The sequence below is a fragment of the Billgrantia campisalis genome (assembly GCF_022341425.1).
Lineage (GTDB): Bacteria > Pseudomonadota > Gammaproteobacteria > Pseudomonadales > Halomonadaceae > Halomonas > Halomonas campisalis.
In genome coordinates this window covers 26,607-48,004 of record NZ_JABFUC010000014.1, presented here as the reverse complement: position 1 = coordinate 48,004, position 21,398 = coordinate 26,607, and the positions used below count along the sequence as shown (strand labels likewise).

The window sequence follows — 21,398 nt, the reverse complement described above, 5'->3', positions numbered from 1 at the left end:
CGGCGGCACCCTCAACGCGGGGGTCAGGCTACCAGGCATCCAGTTCGCGGCAGGATCGCTGCGCCAGGGCCAGGTACTCCCGGGCCTGCGGCTCCCACTTGTCCGGGGTGCGCAGGTCCGGCTCGAGCAAGTGGGAGAGCGTCAGACGTGCCCTGAGGCAAGCACGATACGCCGTGTAGAAGGCCAGCAACCGCCTGCATGGCCGGTCCCGGAGCGCCCGGGCGCACTCGCTGACCAGCTGCTCGGAGATCCAGGCGGCCCCCAGCCGGGCGCACTCGAGTCCCAGGAAGCTCAACTCGTCGAAAGGATCCACCAGCCGCAGGGAGCGGCTGAATTCGAGGCAATCGATGACAATCGGGGGCTCGGTCAGGCAGACATGCTCGGGGCGCAGGTCACCGTGCCCCTCGACGATCCGCTCCTGACGAACGCGATCCCCCAGAAGGTCAGGCTCCTCCTCGAGGAGGCGGTCGAGCCGACCCAGCACTACCTCAACCCCATCCCTCGACAGCGAGAATCGCGTATCACCGATGACTTCCCGGTTCCTGTCCTGCTCGCGCACGAAGTGATCCAGATATGACGCTACCGACATCTCGACCGGCTCGAGCCCCCGATAGAAGTCCGCGAGCCTGTCGGCGACCCGGGTGACCCGGGACTTCGTGACGGTGCCCCGCGCCAGTGCGATATCCAGCAGGAGGTGCTCGGGCAGTCGCTTCATCACGACCAGCCAGTCGACCACCTCCCCCTCCCCATCGAGCGCCAGCCTGCCGACGGGATCGAGCCTCAACGGCACCACCCCGAGATAGATCTCCGGGGCCAGGCGACGGTTGAGGCGAACCTCCTCGCGACACAGAAATTCGCGGGCGCCCAGGAAGCGGCAATCGCGGTGCTTGTACTCGACGGACTTCTTGAGCTTGTAGGCGCGATCCCCAGTCAGGAAGACCCAGGCCATGTGGGTCTCCCTGGCATCTACCTCTCCCTCGAACCCGGGATAGGCCCGGGCACTCGAAAGAAACGTGACCTTGTCCCGAAGCGGGACTTCGTGCCCGTCCGCGGCGGGGTTACTGGATGAATCCTTGGCCATGGATGCTCTCTCCCGGTGTGGCGAATGGATATCACACCTTCTTGACGAACTCCGGGTTGCCGTTGGCATCTCGGATCACCTCCTCGCCCTCGTCCAGACCAGCAGCAGCTTCCTTCGACCACTCGTGGCCGAGACTGTGTGAAAACCAAAAAATCCAATGCAGCGTCTAATTCTTTTCAATATTCTTGAAACGCCAGATCAGTCGCTCTCCCGCAGGGCAGCGGTATTCGTTGCTTTCGGGGATGAAGAGAAATGCCTCTCTGGGAAGCATTCCCTTGGCCTGGCTCGGTGAGCCTCGGTCCGGTCAAAAAATGGTCAAAAATGGCGCCCTCTCGCTCATCCTGAGGCATCTCCATTGCAAAACTTCTCCAAATTTCGCGTACGGGCGCCATCTTCTAGGCGGCTCGGGAGTTTTCACACAGCCTCGGTCGAAACCGGCTCTTCCATCGCGCAGCAAGCTGCTCACCTACGACGGTCATTGCCATGGACGGGTTCAATGCCCGCCTGCCCCACCTGAACCACTGCCTGCTGCATGCCCCGCTATCTCGTCATATGACCGACCATGGCCCCATGGTAGCCGTAATGCCCTGAGGTTGCCCGGCAGCCGGGGAATCTCGCTAGTTTGGTTAGTGGTGACTTGCTCGATATGGCCCATCAACATGGCGGTCAGTCGAGTCAGGCAATCGCACGAGCGGCAGGAGGGGAACAGGAGGTCGCTGCCGCAGGAATTGGCAGCAAGGTGGAAAGCACATCGCCCATCCGCTGGGGATGGGCGATGGGAGTGCCCAGGTCAACGGGGGTTAGCGTCAGTTGGAGGGAAAATTCAGCTGGGCGCGTTCCTGGGCATCCCGGGCGGGCCAGCGCTGGGAGACCGCCTTGCGACGGGTGTAGAAGCGCACCGCGTCGGGGCCGTAGGCGTGGAGATCACCGAACAGCGACTCCTTCCAGCCACCGAAGCTGTGGAAGGCCACCGGCACCGGCAGCGGTACATTGATGCCTACCATGCCCACCTCGATGGCGTCGGCAAAGCGCCGTGCGGCCTCGCCGTCGCGGGTGAACACGCAGGTGCCGTTGCCGAACTGGTGGGCGTTGACCAGTGCGATAGCCACCTCGAAGGTCTCGACCCGTACCACGCAAAGCACCGGGCCGAAGATCTCGTCGCGATAGATGCTCATCTCCGGGGTGACCCGGTCGAACAGGGTGGCGCCCAGGAAATAGCCCGGGGACTGATCGACCAGCGGATGCTGTCGGCCATCGACCACCAGCTCGGCGCCGGCCGCTGCGCCCTGCTCGATATAGCCGGCCACCCTGTCGCGGTGGGCGGCGTTGACCAGGGCGCCCATGTCGAGGCCCGCCTCGGTGCCGGGGCCGATCTTCAGGGTGCGCGCCTGCTCACTGACCCGCGCCACCAAGGCATCCGCGGTGGCATCACCCACGCAGACCGCCACCGAGATCGCCATGCAGCGCTCGCCGGCGCTGCCGTAGGCGGCACCGATCAGGGTGCTGGCGGCGTTGTCCAGATCGGCATCCGGCAGCACCACGGCATGGTTCTTGGCCCCGCCCAGGGCCTGGACGCGCTTGCCGTTGTCGGCGCCGCGACGATAGATCGCCCTGGCCACCGGGGTGGAGCCGACGAAGGAGAGCGCCTTCACGTCGGAGGCGTCGATCAGCGCCTCCACGGCCTCCCGGTCGCCGTGTACCACCTGGAAAAGACCCGCGGGCAGGCCCGCTTCCTCCAGCAGCTCGGCCATCTTGAGGGACGCCGAGGGCACCTGCTCGGAGGGCTTGAGGATAAAGGCGTTGCCGCAGGCCAGCGCCATGGGAAACATCCACAGCGGCACCATGGCCGGGAAGTTGAACGGCGTGATGCCGGCGACGATGCCCAACGGCTGGTGGTTGGACCAGGTGTCGATGCCCGGGCCGGCGTTATGGGAATACTCGCCCTTGAGCAGCTCCGGCACGCCGCAGGCGTACTCGACGTTCTCGATGCCGCGCTTGAGCTCGCCCATGGCGTCCTCGAGCACCTTGCCGTGCTCGCGGCTGATCAGCGCACAGAGCTCGTCGGCGTCGCGCTCCAGCAGCATCTTGAAGCGAAACATCACCTGGGCACGCTTCGCCGGGGGCGTATCGCGCCAGGTCGGCTGCGCCGTCCGGGCGGCCTCGATGGCATGCTCGACGGTCGCGGCGTCAGCCAGGGGCACGCGGCCAATCACCTCCGCGCTGGCGGGATTGCTCACGTCCAGGTAGCGGTCACCGGGCTGGGGGTCACCGCCGATCCAGTGGGTCAGGGTCTGCATCTCGCGTCCTTGTGCGTCAGTATTCACGGCCGAGCAGCACCTCGCTGAAGGGGTAGCGGGAGAGCTTCTCAATTCCGGTGTCGGTGATCAGCACCTCTTCCTCGAGTTTGACGCCGTCGGCGGCACCGACCTCGCCGATATAGCTCTCCACCGAGACCACCATACCGGGCTCGAGAATGCCGTCCTTGGAGAAACGGTCGAAGTCCATGTGGTGAGCCACCAGCGGGGTCTCGCCGTGCATGCCCACCCCGTGGATGATCGACGGGTAGCGGCGATCCAGGAAGCGCTCGGGGATCTTCCAGGCCTGCTCGGCGATCTCGCGATAGCTGATGCCGGGCTTGAGGATACCCATGTTGTGGTGCACCTGGTCATAGGCCATCCGATAGAGCTCGCGCTGGTAGGCGCTGGGCCGGCCTGGGCCGACGTGGAAGGTACGCGAGAAGTCGGAGTAGTAGCCGTGGCAGCCGATGGTGTCGGTATCCAGCGCCACCAGCTCGCCGGGGCGGATCTTGCGATCGCTGGCCTCATGGAACCAGGGGTTGGTGCGCGGCCCGGAGTTGAGCAGGCGGGTCTCGATGAACTCGCCGCCCCCCCGGATCACCTCGCCGTACATGATGGCGAATAGCTCATTCTCGGTGACACCGGGCTTGATAGCGGACTCCACCTCGGCCACCGAGGCTTCGCTTGCCGCCATTGACTGGGCCAGGCAGGCGATCTCCTCGGGGGTCTTGATACGCCGGCAGTGCAGGGTGTCCTGCATGCAGTCGAAGACAGCCAGCCCCTGGGCTTCCAGCGAACGAGCCAGGTTGAGCGCACAGCGGTCCAGGCCGACCTTCCGGTTGCCGCGGCCGTGCTCCTCCACCAGCTCGGCGATCTCCACACCGAAGGGATCGGAGGAGAGGTTGTCGCGCTGGTTCACCGCCGACCACACCACCTTGGAAGTGCGCGACTCGTCGATGGTTTCCAGCCAGGTAGAGATATGCGCGCTGCCCGGGTACTCGAAGAGAATGATCGGGCCGTCCAGCGGCACATAGACGTAGCGCGTTGAGTTGCGCAGGAAGTAGCCGAACATGTTGCGCGAGCCGGTGGCGTAGCGCTGATTGTTGGGATCGAACAGCACCAGGGCGGCGTAGCCCTGCTCGGCCATCATGGCCCTCAGGCGCGCCAGGCGCCCGGCGCGCAGCTGCTTGGGATCGAAGGCGGTGGGAATGCTGTCGCCGTTTGCCATGGGGGCAGACGGCACGACCGGAATATGCTCCGGTTCGCTGTCGGTCAGTTTTTCTGACTCTACGATGCTCATGGAAATTCTCGCTATGTCGTCAGGGCAGTGACCGCGCGGGATCGGCGGCCATTGAAGTCGATTCGAAGAGGGAACGAGAGAACAGGCTCAATCGGCCAGGCTGTCGCTGCGGTTCATACCTTCTTTCAGAAGCTTCTCGTGGATCGGCGCCATGCGCCCGAAGATACGCTGGGCGCGCTCGGGCCGGCCGATGAAGCCCGGCTCCTTGGCATAGGCGAAAATCACGGTGTGGCGCTCCTTGTCGCCCTCAACCGGGGTCACGCGATGCAGCGAGTAGCGGCCGAAGAACACCTGCAGGTCGCCTGGCTGAAGGTCGAGGCTCTTGAGCCGCGTGCGGTCACCGTCGAGCACCTTTTCAACCTCGGCGAAGTTTTCGCCCTCGGGGCTACGAATACCCGGCGCATACTCGAAGCGGCCTCCGCCGTGAGACTGGCGGGTCATCATGGTGACGATGAATTCGTTGGTGTCGTAGTGCCAGGGGTGCTGACAGCCCTCGCGCAGCACGTTGACCACCAGGTCGGCCAGCGGATCGGCATACCGGTGGATCTCCTCCATGCCCACCACGGCAGCGATGAAGCGCTGGAATCCGGGATGCTCATAGACTTGGCGAATGATGGTGTCGCCATCGATCCGGTCACCGGCCACGAAGCCGTTGGTACGATCATCGAAGCGATTGAGTGGGTGGCTGGCCGGTAACGCGGGATCGCCGGCGCTGTTGTAGGGATTGGTCTCGGTCTGGTTATAGTGGGCCTCCGGCGAGAGGCGTTCGGTCTCGCGCTCCAGCCGCGACAGTGCCTCTTCAGGCACAAAATTCTTGAGTACCACGCAGCCGTCCTCATCGAGCTGACGACGGCAGCTGTCGATCAGCTCACGACCCGCCTGGCTGTCCAGGTTGTCGATGGGGTAGCACTCAAGATCGATCAGGCCATCAAGAGAATGCTTGGCTTCGAGTGATGTTGTCATCGCCATGGGTGTCTCCTGTTCCGGGAACATACTGGACAGGGTAGTAACCACTCCCCCATAATAAAAATGAATAGTTAAGATGCCACCTATTTCAAAAGTTCATTGCATATGGATACCGACCTCCTCCGCGCCTTCGTCACCGTCGCCGAATGCCAGGGATTCAGTGCCGCTGGTAAGGTACTGCACCGCACCCAGTCAGCGGTCAGCCTGCAGATCAAGCGACTCGAGGACCAGATGAGCAAGGCCCTGTTCGAGAGAACCAGCCGCAGTGTGCTGCTGACCGCGTCTGGAGAACGACTGCTGCCCTATGCCCGGCAGATGCTCAAGCTCGAGGATGAGGCCAGGGCGGTGCTGGGTGAGCGCCAGCAAGGGGAGCTGATCCGCTTCGGCACGTCTGAAGAGCAGGCCACGACCTACCTGCCTCATCTGCTGCCACGTTATGCCGCGCGCTTTCCTGATACCCGCCTGGAGATGAGCTGCGATATCAGCGCCTCGCTGGTCAAGTTGTTTCAGGAAGGCCTGCTGGACGTGGTGTTGTCGGTGCGACACGCCCCGACCCAGTCGGGCCACCTGTTGGGGTGGGAGCCGATGGTGTGGGTAGTGGCCGAGGATCGCCAACCGCAGGCGTGGGATACCCTGCCGCTGGCCCTCAACCCGGAGGGCTGTATCTTTCGCGACCACGCCCTCTCGGCGCTGGGCCGCAATGAGCGACGCTGGGAACTGCGCTACACGAGCCAATCCCCCACCGCCATCAACCTGCCGGTACAGGCGGGCCTGGCCATGACGGTCAAGACACCTCGGAGCATACCGGCCGGGTGTCGAATCGTCGGCGAGAAAGAGGGTCTGCCGCCCCTGGGCCAAGTGGAAATCGAACTGCATCGTCGGCCTGGACACAGCGGTGAGGCGCTTGAAGCCTTCTGCCAAGAGCTTGAAAGCATCGTCACCGGCAGCGACGCCGTCGCGTCGCCGGAACCAAGCGACGCACCCCACTGATCCGTTCTCTCTCTGCTAGCTCCTGCCCCCTCAGGTGAAAAACTGCCTGCCACGCCAAACCACGATACAGGGCCTTTTGCCCCCCATGGCCAGATCATTATGTTTTATGTCCGATACTGATTAGTTCGCAGGGTCGCGCCTCCCTAGGCTAGGTGCCTCACAGGACAACACAACCACAACCTGACCGAGGCGCCTGTATGGAATTGATCCTTTACACGCTTGCCAATTTCGAGCTGCTGTTTACACGCACCCTGGAACATATTGCCCTGGTAGGCGTGGCCGTGGGCATCGCCACTCTAACCGGCGTACCCATCGGGATCGCTATTACCAAGAATGAGCGATTAGCCCGTAACGTACTCTATATAGCCTCCATCATCGTCACCATTCCTTCGATCGCCCTGTTCGGCATCATGATCCCGGTATTATCCATCTTCGGCCATGGCATCGGCTATGTGCCCGCGGTGATCGCGGTGCTGCTCTACTCTCAGCTGCCGATCATCCGCAACACTTATACTGCCATCAACAACGTCAACCCGGCTCTGCGTGAGGCCGCCCGGGGGATCGGTATGAGCCCCAACCAGCGCCTCCGCCTGGTGGAGATACCGCTGGCGATACCGGTGATCATGGCTGGCGTGCGCACGGCCGTAGTGCTCAATATCGGGGTCATGGCGATCGCCGCCTATATCGGCGCGGGCGGTCTCGGCACCTTCATCAGCCGCGGCATCTCCCAGTCGGATCCACGCCAGCTTATCGTCGGCGCCGTGGCAGTGAGCGTGCTGGCAATTATCGTTGATTTCTCCCTGCTGGCGCTGCAGAAGCGCCTGACGCCCAGGGGCATGGAACGTGACGCCTCCATGGCCTGACTGGCTTATTGCGCTCTCTTCAGCCCACCAGACAAGGATAACACCATGATTCGACTGGACAGCCTGACTAAGGTCTTCGATACACAGAAAGGCGCCGTAGTGGCCGCCGATCATATCAACATGGAGGTGCCCAGCGGCGAGATCTGCATTCTGCTCGGCCCCTCCGGCTGTGGCAAGACCACCACCCTGAAGATGATCAACCGCATCGTAAGGCCCACCTCCGGCAAGGTCTTCATCGACGGCGAAGACACCACCGGGATGGATACCCAGACCCTGCGCCGCAATATCGGCTACGTGATCCAGCAGATCGGCCTGTTCCCCAACATGACCATCGAGGAGAACATCACGGCGGTACCCAGGCTGCTGGGCTGGGACAAGGCGAAATACCGTGAACGGGCCCGCGAGCTGATGGCCATGATCGCCCTGGAACCCGACGCCTTCCTCAAGCGCTATCCCAGCGAGCTCTCGGGCGGGCAGCAGCAGCGCATCGGCGTCGCTCGGGCGCTGGCCGCCGACCCGCCGGTGATGCTGATGGACGAGCCCTTCGGCGCCATCGACCCGATCAATCGGGCGGTGATCCAGGACGAGTTTCTCAAGATGCAGCAGGCGCTAAAGAAGACCATCATGTTCGTCAGCCACGACATCGATGAAGCGATCAAGATGGGCGATCGCATCGCCGTGTTTCGTGAAGGCAAGCTGGTACAGTACTCCTCCCCCGATGACCTGCTCGCCGACCCAAAAGACAGCTTTGTTGAATCCTTTCTCGGTAGCGACCGGGCACTCAAGCGCCTCAACCTGGTCAAGGCACGCGAAATCGCCACTCGGGATATTGGCACAGTTTCCCCGGAGGATAGTCTCGAAAAAGCGCTCGCAATGAGCGATGACTTCGGCTATGAAACCGCGATTCTCATGGTCAACGACCAGCAGCAGCCGGCGGGTATGGTGATGCGCTCGGTGGCCCAGACGACCAAGGGCTATTGCCGCGACCATTTCCAGAATGTGCCGGCAATGGTGGGCCTGGATGACGACTTGCGCACCGTCGCTTCCCTGATGCTGGCACACGATATCACCTGGCTACCCTGCATTGACGACCAGGGACGGGTCTGCGGTCAGGTCACCCAGCGGGCGCTGACCCACCACTTAGGCTCTCGCTTCCGCGCTCAGCAAGGCAACCCCATGTCGACCGCCCCCATCTCGGAGGAGTGAGCCCATGCCCATTCAGACCATGAAAGGGGCGCTGAGCGCGCTGACCCTGCTAGCGATCTTCTTGATTGGAGTGTGGAGTCACTCGAGTGGCATCATTGACGACTTCCTCTTCTACCTGCCCGACATCCAGTTCTTGATGGGCGAGCACCTGTGGCTCACAGCGGTATCGGGCGGCCTGGCGATCCTGGCCGCCATTCCACTGGGCGTGGTGCTGTCGCGTCCCAGTATGACTCGCTCCGCCGAATCACTGATGCAGGTACTTAACGTGGGCACCACCATCCCCACTCTGGCAGTTCTGGCACTCTCCATGAGCTTTCTCGGCATCGGCACGGTCCCGGCGGTATTCGGCCTTTTCGTGGCCACCCTGCTGCCCATCGCCCGAAACACCTATACCGGGCTCAAGGGCGTCAACCCGGCCTTGATGGAGGCTGCCGCCGGCATCGGCATGTCCCCCACCCAGCGCCTGTTCAGGGTCGAGTTGCCCAATGCCCTCTATGTGATCTTCGCCGGCATTCGCACCGCCCTGGCCATTAACGTGGGCACGGTCCCGTTGGCATTTTTGATCGGTGCCGGCGGGCTTGGCGAGCTGATCTTCACCGGCATCGATCTCTACAACCCGGTGATGATGCTGGCCGGGGCTATTCCCACCGCACTGCTGGCCATCGTGGTCGACGCGCTGATCGCTTTTATCGCATTCGTTCTGGTCCCTCGCGGGGTCAACCCCGCGAGGGCCTGAAGCGAAGTCAACGGCAACACTGAAGACAACAATAGGAGCAAGACCCATGAAAAAGCTGACCACCCTACTCTCCGGCTTGGCTCTGGCAAGTGCCATGACAACGGCTCAAGCAGCCGATATCACCGTAGGCGGCAAGAACTTCACTGAGCAGCAGATCATCGCTAGCATGACGGGTCAGTACCTGGAAAATCTGGGATACGACGTCAACACCCGTGCCGGCATGGGCTCGGCGGTGCTTCGCCAGGCGCAGGAGAATGGCCAGATTGATCTCTACTGGGAATACACCGGCACTTCGCTGATCACCTACAACAACATCAGCGAACGGCTGGGTCCCGAGGAGACCTATGAACGCGTCAAGGAGCTAGATGCCGAGAAGGGCCTGGTTTGGCTCGCCCCCTCTGCTGCCAATAATACCTATGCCCTAGCGATGCGCATCGGCGAGGCCGAAGAGCGCGACATCCAAACGCTCTCCGAGCTGGCGGCGGCAGTGAACAACGGCGAGGAGCTGAGCTTCGGCCTCAACGCAGAGTTTTACGCCCGCGACGATGGCTGGCGCCCGCTGATGGAAGCCTATGACTTCCAGGTCGGCCGCCGCGATGTTAGCCGCATGGACTCCGGCCTGGTCTATCAGGCACTGCGCGACGGCCAGGTCAATGTCGGCCTAGTATTCGCCACCGACGGCCGCATCCCCGCCTTCCACTTCCAAGTGCTGGAAGACGACCGGGATTTCTTCCCGTCCTATGCCTTGACTCCGGTGGTACGCCAGCAAACCCTGGATGCATTTCCGGACTTAGCAGAACAGATGAACACCCTCTCGGCCCACCTGGATGATGACACCATGGCCGAGCTCAACGCACGAGTCGATGTTCGTCGCGAGACCGTCGAGACCGTCGCCTATCAGTTCCTCAATGAGCAAGGCCTGCTCTGACCTTAGGCATGCCGGGTTCTTTCGGGTCGCCTATGGGCGACCCACTACGTTTGCCTGCTCCATCAACCAGGAATGGACATGAGTATCGACGAGGGACTGAACTGGATCTCTGAGGTATGCCCATCTCGACTGGACAAGGCGCATCTGCAACAGGCCAAGCGATGCCTGCTGGACCTGCTGGGGGTGGCGGCCGGTGCAACGCTGACGCCTCTGACCGCCCCTGCCCGCCGCTTCACCATCGCTCAATATGGTGGCGTACGGCCGCTGCTGTTCGCTGAAGGGCACGCCTCGCCTTGTGGGGCCGCACTGCATGGCGGCTGGTTGATCGATGCCCTCGATGCTCATGACGGCCAGGCACTGACCAAGGGCCATGCCGGTGTGGCCTTGCTACCCGGGCTGCTGGCCCTCCCTGAAGTGGAACGGCTATCGGGGAGCGAGTTTCTCGGTTTACTGGCGCTGGGCTATGAAGTCGCCACCCGAGCGGGTATCGCCCTTCATGCCACCAGCCCCGATTATCATACCTCTGGGGCCTGGAATGCCCTGGGCGTGGCCGCCGTGGCAGCCCGATTACTGAAGCTGGACAGCACGCGGCTGCATCATGCACTCGGGATCGCCGAATTCTACGGCCCACGCAGCCAGATGATGCGCTGCATCGACCACCCGACGATGCTCAAGGACGGTTCGGGATGGGGCGCCCTGACAGGGATTTCGGCTGCCTTGCTGGCCCGAGATGACTTCACCGGGGCACCAGCACTGAGCGCCACCTCGCCCGAAGTCGCCCAAGTGTGGCGCGACCTGGGCGAGCGCTGGTATCTACACGAACAATATTTCAAGGCCTATCCGATTTGTCGTTGGGCACAGCCCGCCGTTGAGGCCATCCTGTCTCTCCCCCAGGACGCCCGCACCCCGGAGCTCGTGGAGCATATAGAAGTCCACACGTTTCACGAAGCCAAACGCCTGCATACAGTGCATCCCCGCACGACCGAGCAGGCCCAGTACAGCTTGCCCTGGTCGGTGGCCTGTGCACTGGCATATGGCCGTGTGGACGCCGCCTGCGTGACCCACTCCCTCCATGACTCCAGACTGATAGGCCTGGCTGGACGGGTGATCATTCACGAGAGTGCCGACTTCAACCAGCGTTTTCCCGCAGAGCGCTGGACCCAGGTCAAGCTTTACCTGACCGACGGCCGAGTCTTTCAGAGCGAGCCCTGCGAGGCCCGAGGCAACCCGCACAACCCTCTCTCGAATGCCGAACTCGAGGACAAGTATTATCGCCTGGCGGAGCCGGTACTCGGCGCGCGTGCTGAACGGATTTACGACACCGTCTCGCACTTGGAGCAGCACTCGGCACATGATCTGCTCGTGTTATTGCAAGCCCCCGGGCCAATCACCCAGAACACTCATTGAGGTTGCCATGCACTACCAAGACCGACTTTTCGTTGGCGCCGCCCAGATCAACAGCATGCTCGGCGAAGTGGACACCAACATCGAACACCACCTGAGCATCATCGAGGAGGCTCGCCGACAAGGGATCGAACTGCTCGTCTTCCCCGAACTTTCGCTGACCGGCTATGGGCTTGCCAGTCGCGTGATGCAGGTGGCCATGCCGCTGGAAGACCCCCGCCTGGCATCACTGGCACAGGCCTGCGGCAATATGCAGACCGTAGTCGGATTCGTCGAGGAGGCCAGTCCAGGCGAGTACTACAACGCCCTGGCCATTCTCCAGGACAGCAAGATTCTGGCAGTGCACCGCAAGCTCAACCTGCCCACCTATGGTGGCCTCGAAGAGGGAAAATGGTTCTGCCATGGCGAAGAGCTGACCTTTGCGCAAGTGTGTCCCGGCTGGACATCGACCCAGATGATCTGTGCCGATCTATGGAATCCCGCACTCGTGCATGCCGCCCTTCTGGCACGCCCTACCGTGCTGTGTGCGCCGATCAACTCGGCCTCAGGCATCGTCAGCGAGGAATTTTCCAACGAGCAGAACTGGCTACTGAACATACGCTTCTATGCCATGACCTACGGTACGCCCGTGATCATGGCTAACCGCTATGGCCCCGAAGGGGGCAGCCATTTCTGGGGTGGCTCACGCATTCTCGGTCCTCGCGGCGAGACCCTGGCCGAGGCAGAGTCAGGCGAAGCCTTGATCACGGCGCAGCTATCGCGCACCGCCATTGCCAAGGCTCGCTTCGAGCTACCCACCCAGCGTGACGCCGACAGCCCATTGATTCGTGAGTTGCTCTCGCGACCACGCCGATAGCTCGCGCCATCAACCACTTTGACCGCTCGGCGATCAGTAAGGTGGTCGCTTGAGCGAGACGGTGGTCATCAGCGTGGCGACGAGAGCTACCCGGTCCTCCTTAGGCAATGACAGGCACACGCCGAAGCGCCGCGCAACCTAGGGCTGCGCGGGTCACCAGGGCTTAGGCCCTCACCGGAAGTAGAGCCGCTCCGGGTTGTCGACGAGAACACGCCGCCGCAGTTCGGCGGAGGGCGCCCAGTGGGCCAGTTCCTCGAACAGGTCCCCGTCGCTGGGCATGGGCACGGGAATATGCGGGTGTGGCCAGTCGGACCCCCAGACACAGCGCTCGGGGTTGGCATCCAGCAGCCGCTTGGCGAACGGCACCACATCCTCAAATGGCGTGACCGCATGATCGGTAATGCGGTATGCACCCGACAGTTTCACCCAGGCCAGCCCTTGCGCAAGCAGACGGCATAGCGCGGCAAAGCCGGGATGGTCGATGCCTTTCTCACAGGGCATGTGCCCCATATGATCGACCACCACCGGCACCGGCAACCGAGCCAGTCGGCTTTCCAGTGCCTCGCATTGCGACACGTCGAGGAGGAACTGCAGATGCCACTCTCGCTCTGCCAGGCGATGCGCCAGTTGCTCAAGATCCTGCCAGTCGATCCCGCCCTTGAACAGCAGGTTCAGGCGGACTCCACGAAAGCCTTCCCGGTGAAGCCGATCAAGCTCCACATCGGAAACATCACGATCTACCACCGCGACGCCCCTGTAGTCGAGGCCGCGGCGGCGCAGTTCGCTCAAGGCATCACGGGTCGCTGAATTATCGAGGCCATAGACGCTGGGCTGCACCAGTACCCCGCGCTCGATGCCGAGCGCCTCATGCAGCGCGAGATACTGCTCGAGACTCGCATCCGGAGGGGTGTAGGTGCGATTGTGGTGATAGGGGTAGCGACCTTCCGGACCGAATACGTGCGCATGACAATCCACCGCCCCGGACGGGGCGGTGAAGGAAGGTCTGCGCACATCGGGGTCTGCCGCCGAACACAAGGGAATCATGTTGCCGCTCCTCAACAGCGCCGGCTTCGGCTATCGTTCATCAGAGTGACTGCTGCAGCCATGCATCGACACGACCAGCGAAGGCTTGGAACTTGGGATCCTCGTCCAGCATCCACTCCGTATGCCCCCCTTCCGGCAGCAGGTAGAGCGACTTGGGGCCGGGATAGGCTGCATATAGCGCCCTTGCCTCACTGACCGGATGCAGGTCATTCTCTGCGCCGTGAGCGATCAGCAGCGGCGTGTTGGAAAAACGCTCATCGACACTGGCTTCCGGCTTGAAGGCGATCAGCGAATCGGCGAAATCCAGATCGGATGTCAAGCCATAGCCCGGCGTCTTCCACAGCACCTCATCGACATACCCTTTGGAAATCGGATCCAGGGGATAGATATCGAAGGGATCGAGCTTGCGTGCCTCGCCGCCCTGGGCCAGTCGCAGACGCTCCTCATTCATGAAGTGGCGGAAAGATTTCCAGCCAAGCTCACCGCGCAATGCCTTTTGCACACGCACGGCATCATAGAAACCATTCATGCATACGAGGCCATCGACCAGATCCTCGGCGTGCCCGAAGGCATCGAGTACCAACCCCCCGGCCATGCCCCAGCCGGCCAACACCAGCTTGCGATTCTCGCGCTTGGCGTGTGCGGCGACATAGGCGACGACATTGGCAATATCCCGCACCTGCTCTTCCAGCAGGACCTTCCCTTGTTCGCCCTCACTGTCACCGAATCCACGGTAGTCGAAACCAAAAGTGAGATACCCCTCTCTGGTTAGATATCGTGCGAAGCGCTCGGGGTGGATGTGCTTCAGTCCGGTAAAACCAGAGCAGACAATTACAAGAGGTGCATCGTCACGAAGGGCGCCCTCTTCCCAATAGAAGGTACCATCCAGCTTGAAGCCATCACTGACAATCGAGACGCTTTCGGCGTTCATCATATACTCCAGCATGTTCATTCATGTCCTGCCCGAATCGGCATTGACATATTGCGATAGCTGGCGCACCGTTAAGATCATCAACACGACACACTAGACAACCATCATGACATCCCACACCTCATTCCATATCGGGTTCGTGCTTTTCCCAAGCTTTGCGATGCTCTCATTCAGCTCCGTCATCGAGCCCTTGAGAATTGCCAACCGCATGAGTGAAAAGACGCTGTATGAGTGGCACTTGATGAGCCTGGATGACCAAGCCATCTTCGCCAGCAACGGACTGCCTTTCTCACCCACCCTTCGCATGGATGAGTGGCAAAGGCTCGATGCCATCATTCTTGTGGCGGGGATGGGAACCAACCTGATCGCCGATGAAAGGCTATTCCAGTGGCTGAGAGCCGTCAGCAGGAGCGGACGGCTGCTGGGCTCCACCTCAACGGGCAGCACCCTGCTCGCCAAGTCGGGCGTACTTCACCACAAGCGCTGTACCATTCACTGGGAAAATCAGGCCAGCCTGCAGGAAGAGCACCCTGACCTGATCGTATCCAACGAGCTCTTCGAGATTGACAATGGCATCATGACCTGCTCTGGCGGCACGGCTGGATTGGACATGATGCTATCTTTGATTGAAAGGCAGCAGGGCATCCACCTGAGCCACCAGATTGCTGAGCAGTGTATCCACCCCACTATTCGCGATTCCCATGAAAAGCAGAGAATGTCACATGAGGCGCGCCTCGGCATTCATAACCAAGCGCTTGTCTCTGCGATAAAGATCATGGAGTCTCATCTAGAAGACACCATCAATTGTGAGCATATCGCGTCATTGGTCGGCACCTCTCATCGCCAGCTTCAGCGGCTTTTTAACCATCACTTTGATGTCAGCCCTGCCATCTATTATCTTAACCTTCGCCTGGATCATGGCGACAAACTACTTCGCTATACATCGATGTCCATTATCGATATTGCTACGGCCACAGGGTTCTCATCGACCTCACATTTCAGTAAATGCTACCGTAAGCGCTTTGCTATTTCTCCCAAGCAACGGCGCCATCACTGAGACATCATGCATTCGCCCTGCCGCAGCACCGCCAGCAGCCCCTGCAGCGGATGGGGCAGGGCGGTGTCGGAGAAGCGCTTGACCTGGCTGCGGCAGGAGTAGCCGGTGGCCAGCAGCCTACCCGCGTTGGCCGTGTCTTCCACCCTGGGCTGCCACGACTGGGCGTAGACGGTTTGCGAGGTCTCGCGGTTGCGCGCCTCGTGGCCGTAGGTGCCCGACATCCCGCAGCAACCGGTGCTCAGCAGCTCCAGCTCCAGCCCGAAGGCGGCGAACAGCTGCTGCCACGCCTTGGGGCTGCCCGGGGCGTTGGTGGTCTCGGTGCAGTGGGAGAGCAGCCGGTAGCCCGGGTCCTCGATCCCGGCGCCGGCCAGGTCGAGCCCCGCCGGCACCAGCCGGCGGGCCAGGGTTACCAGCCACTCCTGCAGCATCAGCACCTCGGGCACGGCGTCGGCGCCCAGCGCCTTCACGTACTCCTGGCGGTAGGTCAGGGTCATGGCCGGGTCGATACCCACCAGCGGCACGCCGAACTCGTCCAGCGCCCGCAGCCGCTTGGCCTGCTTTTCCGCGGTGCGCTCGAAGGCGCCCAAAAAGCCCTGCACGTGCAGCGGCTTGCCGTTGGGCGAATAGGGCGCCACGAACACCTTGACGTCGAGCCGGGCCAGCAGCTCGACGATGTCCAGCACCAGCTCGGCCTCGAAGTGGCTGGTGAAGGCGTCCTGCACGATCACCACGCTTCGCGCCTTCTGGGCCTCGCTGAGCAGGCCCAGCGAGGTGGGGGTGGCTTCGGCCACGCCCCAGGCCTCGAGCTGCTTGGTCAAGCGGGCCCGGGAGAGCTTGGGGCTGTCCACCAGGCCGATGGGGCCGGCCAACAGCCGGTCCACCAGGCGGTGACCGAGCGCCGCGTTGTAGAGCGGGGCAATCCGTGCCAGCGCCGGCATCATGAATTCGGTGCCGCCGATCAGGTAGTCGCGCAGCGGGCGCAGGTAGCGGCCGTGGTAGACCTCCAGGAACTGGGCGCGGGAGTCGGGCACGTTGACCTTCACCGGGCACTGGCCGGCGCAGGACTTGCAGGCCAGGCAGCCGGCCATGGCGTCGTAGACCGCGTGGGAGAAGTCGGCCTGGCGCCTGCGGCGCAGGGTGTTGAGGGTGCGCTTGGGGAGGTCGCGCACGAAGCCCCAGGCGCCCTCGGCCTTTTTCTTGCGCGACTCTTCCACCAGATCGACCCCGGCAGCGCCCTGCAGGCGCAGCCATTCGCGGATCAGGCTGGCGCGCCCCTTGGGCGAGTGGATGCGATCGCGGGTGGCCTTCCACGACGGGCACATGGCGTCGTCGGGGTCGTAGTTATAGCAGGCGCCGTTGCCGTTGCAGTAGACGGTGGCGGCGTGGGCCTGCCAGGCCCGCTCGTCGATGGTGCGGTCGTACTGGCCGCGGGTGGGTACGCCGTCGATGGTCGAAAGGCCCGGGTCGATGAGTTTGATGCTCTCTTCGCTGCGCCCTGGCCCCGATGCTCCGTCGGCATGGGGCGTGGCGATTTTGCCCGGATTGAGCTGGTTGTGGGGGTCGAAGGCGGCCTTGACCCGCTGCAGGCTGGGGTAGAGGGCGCCGAAGAACTTGGGGGCGTACTCCGAGCGCAGCCCCTTGCCGTGCTCGCCCCACAGCAGGCCGTGGTACTTGTGGGTCAGCGCGGCCACTTCGTCGGAGACCTCGCGGATCAGCCGCTCCTGCGCGGGGTCCTTCATGTCGATGGCCGGGCGCACGTGCAGCACCCCGGCGTCCACGTGACCGAACATGCCGTAGGCGAGGCCGCGGGCATCCAGGGCGGCGCGGAACTCACTGATGAAATCCGCCAGGTGCTCCGGCGGCACCGCGGTGTCCTCCACGAAGGGGATGGGGCGCTTCTCGCCCTTGGCATCGACCTTGGCGTTGCCGAGCAGGCCCACGGCGCGCTTGCGCATGGCGTAGACCTTCTGGATCTGGGCGCGCCCTTCGGCCAGGGTATAGCCGAGCCGCTCCACCGTCGCGTCCGCCTCCAGGTGGCGGCAGAAGGCTTCGACTCGCTCACTGAGCCGGTCGGGGTCGTCGTCGTTGAACTCGATCAGGTTGATGCCGCGAATCGCCGCGGCCTGGCGGGTGGCCGTGGCGGTGCCGGCCTCGCCGTCGCCATCCCCGTCGCTATCCGCGCTGGGAAAGAACTCGGCCACGCTGTCCCAGACGAAGTCCTCCATGGCAAGCCACAGCACCTTGTCGTCCACCGTCTCGATGGAGGTAGGCTTGGCAGAGCTTGCCATCAGCGCCTTGGCGTCGCGCAGGGCGTCCATGAAGCCGGCGTAGCGCACGTTGACCAGGGTCGAGTGCTTGGGGATCGGCAGCACGTTGAGCACCGCCTCGTCGAGAAAGCCCAGCGAGCCCTCGGCGCCGCACAGCAGGCTGTTGATGTCCAGGCGGCCGTGCGCGTCCCGCAGATGCGCCAGGTCGTAGCCGGTCAGGCAGCGGTTCAGCGGCGGAAAGATGGCGCGAATCTGTTCCGCCTGGGTGTCGATGATCTCCCGGGCGGTGCGGTAGGCCCGGCCGATAATGTCGTCGCGGGCACACAGCGTGGCCAGCTCCGCCTCCTCCACCGGGCGGCTCACGAGCCGCTCGCCGCCGAGCAGCAGGGTCTCGAGCTCGAGCACATGGTCGCGGGTCTTGCCGTACTCGCAGCTGCCCTGGCCGCTGGCATCGGTGGCGATCATGCCGCCGATGGTGGCGCGGTTGGAGGTGGAGAGATCCGGCGCGAAGAAAAGACCAAAGGGCTTGAGCGCGGCGTTGAGCTGGTCCTTGACTACGCCTGCCTGGACCCGTACCCGGCGGTTCTCCACGTCGATCTCGAGGATCTGGTTCATGTGCCGGGAGACATCCACCACCAGGCCGTCGGTGAGCGACTGGCCGTTGGTGCCGGTGCCGCCGCCGCGGGGCGCGAGCGCCACCTGGCGGTGTTCCTCGTCAGCGGCCAGGCGGGCGATGCGGGCGAGGTCCTCGCCGTGCCTGGGGTAGAGCACTGCCTGGGGCAGGCGCTGGTAGATGGAGTTGTCGGTGGCCAGCACCGTGCGGTCGGCGTAGTCCGGGGCGATCTCGCCCTCGAAGCCGGCGGCCTTGAGCGCCTCGAGAAAGCGCAGGTAGGTAGAGCCGATCCGACTCGAAGAAGAAGCGGGGTTCAGACGTGCGATCATGACCAGGCCACAAACCGAGAGTGTCGACTCATGGAATCATGTGGGTGACACCATCAAGCACACGAATGCGTCATACCTGGATAACATCATGACGTTGGAAAAAGCATCGACCAATCCGCAAGCACCCGCTGCTTTGTAGCATTGGCGAAGACGAGCCTCAGCGCACCATCAACCGCCCTACCGCCCCAGGAGCAGGCGACACGCCAGACCGAGTTGGGGAGGGCCCCTATCCCAAACACAATGGGTTATGCTGATCTCAAGACAGACATATCACCGCCCGTGAACGGAGGCGTCATGACCCAGACAGCACACTATGCCCCCGGACAGGCCCAGAGGGCTCACGACACCGCCCGTCTTGCCGACCTGATGACCACGACGAGCGATGCCGCAGTGAAGCTGCTGGCGCCCCGTCCCGGCGAACGCATCCTGGAGCTGGGCTGCGGCGACGGCACCCTGACGGAAATCCTGGCCAAGTCTCGCGCCCAGCTGGTCGGGATCGATGCTTCCGACAGGATGGTCGAGGCGGCACGGGCCCGCGGACTGCAGGCACGGCAGCTGGATGCCCATCAGCTGCCCTTCGATCATGAGTTCGATGCCGTATTCAGCAGCAACGCCCTGCACTGGCTGCACAATCACGAGGCGGTGATCGCCGGGGTACGCCGGGCGCTAAAACCGAAAGGTCGCTTCGTCGCCGAGCTTGGCGGCCACGGCAATGTGGCGGCGGTCTGCACTGCGCTGATTGCCGCCCTGGAATTTCGTGGCATCGGCGCCGCAGAGCGGCTTCCCTGGTACTTTCCCACGATAGAGGCGTACCGCGAGATGCTCACCAGCGCCGGCTTCACGGTCGAGCGCATCGAACTGATTCCACAGCCCATGCCGCTGCCCGGCGGCATGAGCCGCTGGCTGGCATCCTTTGCAGCCCCCGTCCTCCACGACCTGGATGAAGATCTACGCGAGGCGATACTCGACAACGCCGTGGCCTGGCTCGCCCCGAGCCTGTGCGACAGCCATGGCCACTGGACCGTCGACTGTGTGCGGCTGAGGTTCAAGGCCCGCGCCTGACCCTCGCTGTCCGACCCGCAGAGCCCACCACTCGGCGGGTCGGCGTAGGCGGGGCCTCGGCGCCCCATCAGCCGCGCTGGTAGGTGCCCACCAGACGGTTCATGCCGATCAGGTGCGGCTCCACCCGCACCAGCAGATCGTGCAGACTCAGCCCCTCGGGCAGATCGTCGGTGGGCTTGTCCATGGCCAGCACCCAGAAGTAGTACTGGTGAAGGCCGTGCCCCTCGGGCGGCATGGGCCCGCCATAGCCGTGCTTGCCGAAGTCGTTCTTGCCACGGGTGCCCACGGCGGTGGCTTCTTCCAGCGAACTGGTGGAGGCCGGAATGTTGTAGAGCACCCAGTGCACGAAGCCATAGCTGCCATGCTGCACCAGCGGCGCATCGGGGTCGTGGCAGATCACCGCGAAGCCCTTGGTGCCCTCCGGGGCATCGCGCCAGCTAAGCGGCGGCGAGATGTCGTCGCCCTCGCCGGTGTACTTGGCCGGGATGGCGCCACCGGCGGGGAAGGCCGCACTTTCCAGCTGCATGTTCGACAGGGCAAATGCCATTGCAGGAGTCCTCCGTGGTCCGAAAAGGATAAGGTACTCATTGAGTATCGCAGACCGCAGCGTTGATAAAAGTCGCTAGACTGTCAAACATGAAACGACTGCTGATCGTGGCCCATGCGCCCTCCCCCAATACGCTCAAGCTGCGCGAGGCCGCCGAGCGCGGCGCCCGGCACCCGGATATCGATAACGTCGAAGTCGTGGTCAAGTCGCCACTCGAAGCGGGCCCCGATGACGTGCGTGCCTGCGACGCCATCCTCCTCGGCACCCCCGAGAACCTGGGCTACATGAGCGGGGCGCTCAAGGACTTCTTCGACCGCAGCTACTACCCGATCCTCGAGGAGAAACAGGGCCTGCCCTGTGCGCTCTACATACGCGCCGGCCGTGACGGCACCGGCACCCGTCGCGCGGTGGAAAGCATCGTCACCGGCCTGCGCTGGAAGTGGGCCCAGCATCCCCTGACCCTGCGCGGCGAATGGCAGGAAGAGTTCGTCGGTCAGGTGGAGGAACTGGGTCTCTATCTGGCCGCAGGGCTCGAGGCAGGCGTGCTATAGCGCAGCAGCGCAGCAGCGCAGCAGCCTGACACTGGACGCATCCCACGCCCATGGAAAAACGGGCATGCCTGGAAGGGCATGCCCGCTGCTCATCGTTCGTCGATGGCTATCTTACCAAGCGCTGGCCGGGGTCAGTGACAGGATCCGCAGCAAACGCCCGGTTCCCCATGCTTCGCCTTCTGCTCTGCCTCGGCGCTGGCCGCTTCGCCCGCGTTGGCGTCCGAACCCGAGGCTGTTGCCGGAACCGGCTCCTGGGTCTGCACGACTTGCTTGTCTTCTGCCTTGTCCTTCTTGAACAGGTCCTTGAGCCGGCTCATGAGCGTCACCTCGCAGTGGATTCTATAAGATGCATAAAAAATGCATCTTATTG

General features: G+C 63.1%; 19 protein-coding genes. 10 read left to right on the top strand and 9 right to left on the bottom strand.

Features of this window, described 5'->3' with window-relative positions; translation table 11 throughout:
- Positions 1-28: 28 nt before the first annotated feature.
- The 4 genes from HOP52_RS15800 to HOP52_RS15785 all read right to left on the bottom strand — a co-directional run bounded on the left by HOP52_RS15800 (position 29) and on the right by HOP52_RS15785 (position 5,647).
- On the bottom strand, positions 29-949 hold the full coding sequence (locus HOP52_RS15800; RefSeq protein WP_238978371.1) for a hypothetical protein: 921 nt from the start codon (positions 947-949) through the stop codon (positions 29-31).
- A 938-nt stretch (positions 950-1,887) separates the two neighbouring features.
- Complete coding sequence (locus tag HOP52_RS15795) at positions 1,888-3,378, bottom strand: CoA-acylating methylmalonate-semialdehyde dehydrogenase (RefSeq protein WP_238978370.1); 1,491 nt, start codon at positions 3,376-3,378, stop codon at positions 1,888-1,890.
- A gap of 16 nt (positions 3,379-3,394) precedes the next feature.
- Positions 3,395-4,678, bottom strand: a complete 1,284-nt coding sequence (locus HOP52_RS15790) for a M24 family metallopeptidase (protein ID WP_238978369.1) — start codon at positions 4,676-4,678, stop codon at positions 3,395-3,397.
- Positions 4,679-4,765: 87 nt separating this feature from the next.
- Positions 4,766-5,647: a HalD/BesD family halogenase gene (locus HOP52_RS15785; RefSeq protein ID WP_238978368.1), complete on the bottom strand. Its 882-nt coding sequence runs from the start codon at positions 5,645-5,647 to the stop codon at positions 4,766-4,768.
- Between the two features lie 102 nt (positions 5,648-5,749).
- On the opposite strand from HOP52_RS15785, the gene HOP52_RS15780 reads away from it, so the two are divergent.
- From HOP52_RS15780 to HOP52_RS15750, 7 genes are all read left to right on the top strand, one after another.
- Entirely contained in the window at positions 5,750-6,634 is an 885-nt protein-coding gene (locus HOP52_RS15780; RefSeq protein WP_238978367.1) for a LysR substrate-binding domain-containing protein, read from the top strand.
- Between the two features lie 197 nt (positions 6,635-6,831).
- Complete coding sequence (locus tag HOP52_RS15775; RefSeq protein ID WP_238978366.1) at positions 6,832-7,497, top strand: ABC transporter permease; 666 nt, start codon at positions 6,832-6,834, stop codon at positions 7,495-7,497.
- Between the two features lie 45 nt (positions 7,498-7,542).
- Positions 7,543-8,703, top strand: a complete 1,161-nt coding sequence (locus HOP52_RS15770) for an ABC transporter ATP-binding protein (protein ID WP_238978365.1) — start codon at positions 7,543-7,545, stop codon at positions 8,701-8,703.
- Between the two features lie 4 nt (positions 8,704-8,707).
- The gene (locus HOP52_RS15765) at positions 8,708-9,439 is read left to right on the top strand and encodes an ABC transporter permease (RefSeq protein ID WP_238978364.1); all 732 of its coding nucleotides are present in this window, start codon (positions 8,708-8,710) and stop codon (positions 9,437-9,439) included.
- A gap of 46 nt (positions 9,440-9,485) precedes the next feature.
- A complete protein-coding gene (locus tag HOP52_RS15760) occupies positions 9,486-10,367 on the top strand; it encodes a glycine betaine ABC transporter substrate-binding protein (RefSeq protein WP_238978363.1) in 882 nt (293 codons plus the stop codon).
- Between the two features lie 78 nt (positions 10,368-10,445).
- Positions 10,446-11,774: an MmgE/PrpD family protein gene (locus HOP52_RS15755; RefSeq protein WP_238978362.1), complete on the top strand. Its 1,329-nt coding sequence runs from the start codon at positions 10,446-10,448 to the stop codon at positions 11,772-11,774.
- A gap of 7 nt (positions 11,775-11,781) precedes the next feature.
- Positions 11,782-12,627, top strand: coding sequence for a nitrilase-related carbon-nitrogen hydrolase (locus HOP52_RS15750; RefSeq protein WP_238978361.1), 846 nt, complete (start codon positions 11,782-11,784; stop codon positions 12,625-12,627).
- Between the two features lie 171 nt (positions 12,628-12,798).
- Here HOP52_RS15750 and HOP52_RS15745 read toward each other — a convergent pair whose 3' ends face one another.
- Together HOP52_RS15745 and HOP52_RS15740 are read right to left on the bottom strand one after the other, a co-directional pair.
- Entirely contained in the window at positions 12,799-13,671 is an 873-nt protein-coding gene (locus HOP52_RS15745) for an amidohydrolase family protein (RefSeq protein ID WP_238978360.1), read from the bottom strand.
- Between the two features lie 40 nt (positions 13,672-13,711).
- On the bottom strand, positions 13,712-14,623 hold the full coding sequence (locus HOP52_RS15740; protein WP_238978359.1) for an alpha/beta hydrolase: 912 nt from the start codon (positions 14,621-14,623) through the stop codon (positions 13,712-13,714).
- A gap of 85 nt (positions 14,624-14,708) precedes the next feature.
- On the opposite strand from HOP52_RS15740, the gene HOP52_RS15735 reads away from it, so the two are divergent.
- Positions 14,709-15,659 carry a GlxA family transcriptional regulator gene (locus HOP52_RS15735; protein WP_238978358.1) on the top strand — a complete coding sequence of 317 codons (951 nt, stop codon included), beginning with the start codon at positions 14,709-14,711 and terminating at the stop codon, positions 15,657-15,659.
- Here the strand turns inward: HOP52_RS15735 and ydiJ are convergent.
- Positions 15,653-18,868 (bottom strand): D-2-hydroxyglutarate dehydrogenase YdiJ, encoded by a 3,216-nt coding sequence (gene ydiJ / locus HOP52_RS15730; protein WP_238978357.1) that lies wholly within the window; start codon positions 18,866-18,868, stop codon positions 15,653-15,655. The two genes, HOP52_RS15735 and ydiJ, sit on opposite strands and share 7 nt — an antisense overlap.
- A 294-nt stretch (positions 18,869-19,162) precedes the next feature.
- On the opposite strand from ydiJ, the gene HOP52_RS15725 reads away from it, so the two are divergent.
- Positions 19,163-19,930, top strand: coding sequence for a class I SAM-dependent methyltransferase (locus tag HOP52_RS15725; RefSeq protein ID WP_238978356.1), 768 nt, complete (start codon positions 19,163-19,165; stop codon positions 19,928-19,930).
- Positions 19,931-19,997: 67 nt separating this feature from the next.
- Here the strand turns inward: HOP52_RS15725 and HOP52_RS15720 are convergent, their stop codons facing one another.
- On the bottom strand, positions 19,998-20,477 hold the full coding sequence (locus tag HOP52_RS15720) for a YbhB/YbcL family Raf kinase inhibitor-like protein (RefSeq protein ID WP_238978355.1): 480 nt from the start codon (positions 20,475-20,477) through the stop codon (positions 19,998-20,000).
- A gap of 89 nt (positions 20,478-20,566) precedes the next feature.
- On the opposite strand from HOP52_RS15720, the gene HOP52_RS15715 reads away from it, so the two are divergent.
- The gene (locus HOP52_RS15715; RefSeq protein WP_238978354.1) at positions 20,567-21,028 is read left to right on the top strand and encodes a flavodoxin family protein; all 462 of its coding nucleotides are present in this window, start codon (positions 20,567-20,569) and stop codon (positions 21,026-21,028) included.
- Positions 21,029-21,159: 131 nt separating this feature from the next.
- Here HOP52_RS15715 and HOP52_RS15710 read toward each other — a convergent pair whose 3' ends face one another.
- Complete coding sequence (locus HOP52_RS15710) at positions 21,160-21,345, bottom strand: CCGSCS motif protein (RefSeq protein ID WP_238978353.1); 186 nt, start codon at positions 21,343-21,345, stop codon at positions 21,160-21,162.
- Positions 21,346-21,398 lie beyond the last annotated feature (53 nt).

Bases quoted from the DNA above. Each gene is read 5' to 3' on its own strand.
- HOP52_RS15780 (WP_238978367.1), top strand. From the start codon at position 5,750: ATGGATACCGACCTCCTCCGCGCCTTCGTCACCGTCGCCGAATGCCAG.
- HOP52_RS15755 (WP_238978362.1), top strand. From the start codon at position 10,446: ATGAGTATCGACGAGGGACTGAACTGGATCTCTGAGGTATGCCCATCT.
- HOP52_RS15785 (WP_238978368.1), bottom strand. From the start codon at position 5,647: ATGGCGATGACAACATCACTCGAAGCCAAGCATTCTCTTGATGGCCTG.
- HOP52_RS15760 (WP_238978363.1), top strand. From the start codon at position 9,486: ATGAAAAAGCTGACCACCCTACTCTCCGGCTTGGCTCTGGCAAGTGCC.
- HOP52_RS15765 (WP_238978364.1), top strand. From the start codon at position 8,708: ATGCCCATTCAGACCATGAAAGGGGCGCTGAGCGCGCTGACCCTGCTA.
- HOP52_RS15750 (WP_238978361.1), top strand. From the start codon at position 11,782: ATGCACTACCAAGACCGACTTTTCGTTGGCGCCGCCCAGATCAACAGC.
- HOP52_RS15745 (WP_238978360.1), bottom strand. From the start codon at position 13,671: ATGATTCCCTTGTGTTCGGCGGCAGACCCCGATGTGCGCAGACCTTCC.
- HOP52_RS15720 (WP_238978355.1), bottom strand. From the start codon at position 20,477: ATGGCATTTGCCCTGTCGAACATGCAGCTGGAAAGTGCGGCCTTCCCC.
- HOP52_RS15725 (WP_238978356.1), top strand. From the start codon at position 19,163: ATGACCCAGACAGCACACTATGCCCCCGGACAGGCCCAGAGGGCTCAC.
- HOP52_RS15735 (WP_238978358.1), top strand. From the start codon at position 14,709: ATGACATCCCACACCTCATTCCATATCGGGTTCGTGCTTTTCCCAAGC.
- HOP52_RS15715 (WP_238978354.1), top strand. From the start codon at position 20,567: ATGAAACGACTGCTGATCGTGGCCCATGCGCCCTCCCCCAATACGCTC.
- HOP52_RS15800 (WP_238978371.1), bottom strand. From the start codon at position 949: ATGGCCTGGGTCTTCCTGACTGGGGATCGCGCCTACAAGCTCAAGAAG.
- HOP52_RS15795 (WP_238978370.1), bottom strand. From the start codon at position 3,378: ATGCAGACCCTGACCCACTGGATCGGCGGTGACCCCCAGCCCGGTGAC.
- HOP52_RS15740 (WP_238978359.1), bottom strand. From the start codon at position 14,623: ATGAACATGCTGGAGTATATGATGAACGCCGAAAGCGTCTCGATTGTC.
- HOP52_RS15710 (WP_238978353.1), bottom strand. From the start codon at position 21,345: ATGAGCCGGCTCAAGGACCTGTTCAAGAAGGACAAGGCAGAAGACAAG.
- ydiJ (WP_238978357.1), bottom strand. From the start codon at position 18,868: ATGATCGCACGTCTGAACCCCGCTTCTTCTTCGAGTCGGATCGGCTCT.
- HOP52_RS15770 (WP_238978365.1), top strand. From the start codon at position 7,543: ATGATTCGACTGGACAGCCTGACTAAGGTCTTCGATACACAGAAAGGC.
- HOP52_RS15775 (WP_238978366.1), top strand. From the start codon at position 6,832: ATGGAATTGATCCTTTACACGCTTGCCAATTTCGAGCTGCTGTTTACA.
- HOP52_RS15790 (WP_238978369.1), bottom strand. From the start codon at position 4,678: ATGAGCATCGTAGAGTCAGAAAAACTGACCGACAGCGAACCGGAGCAT.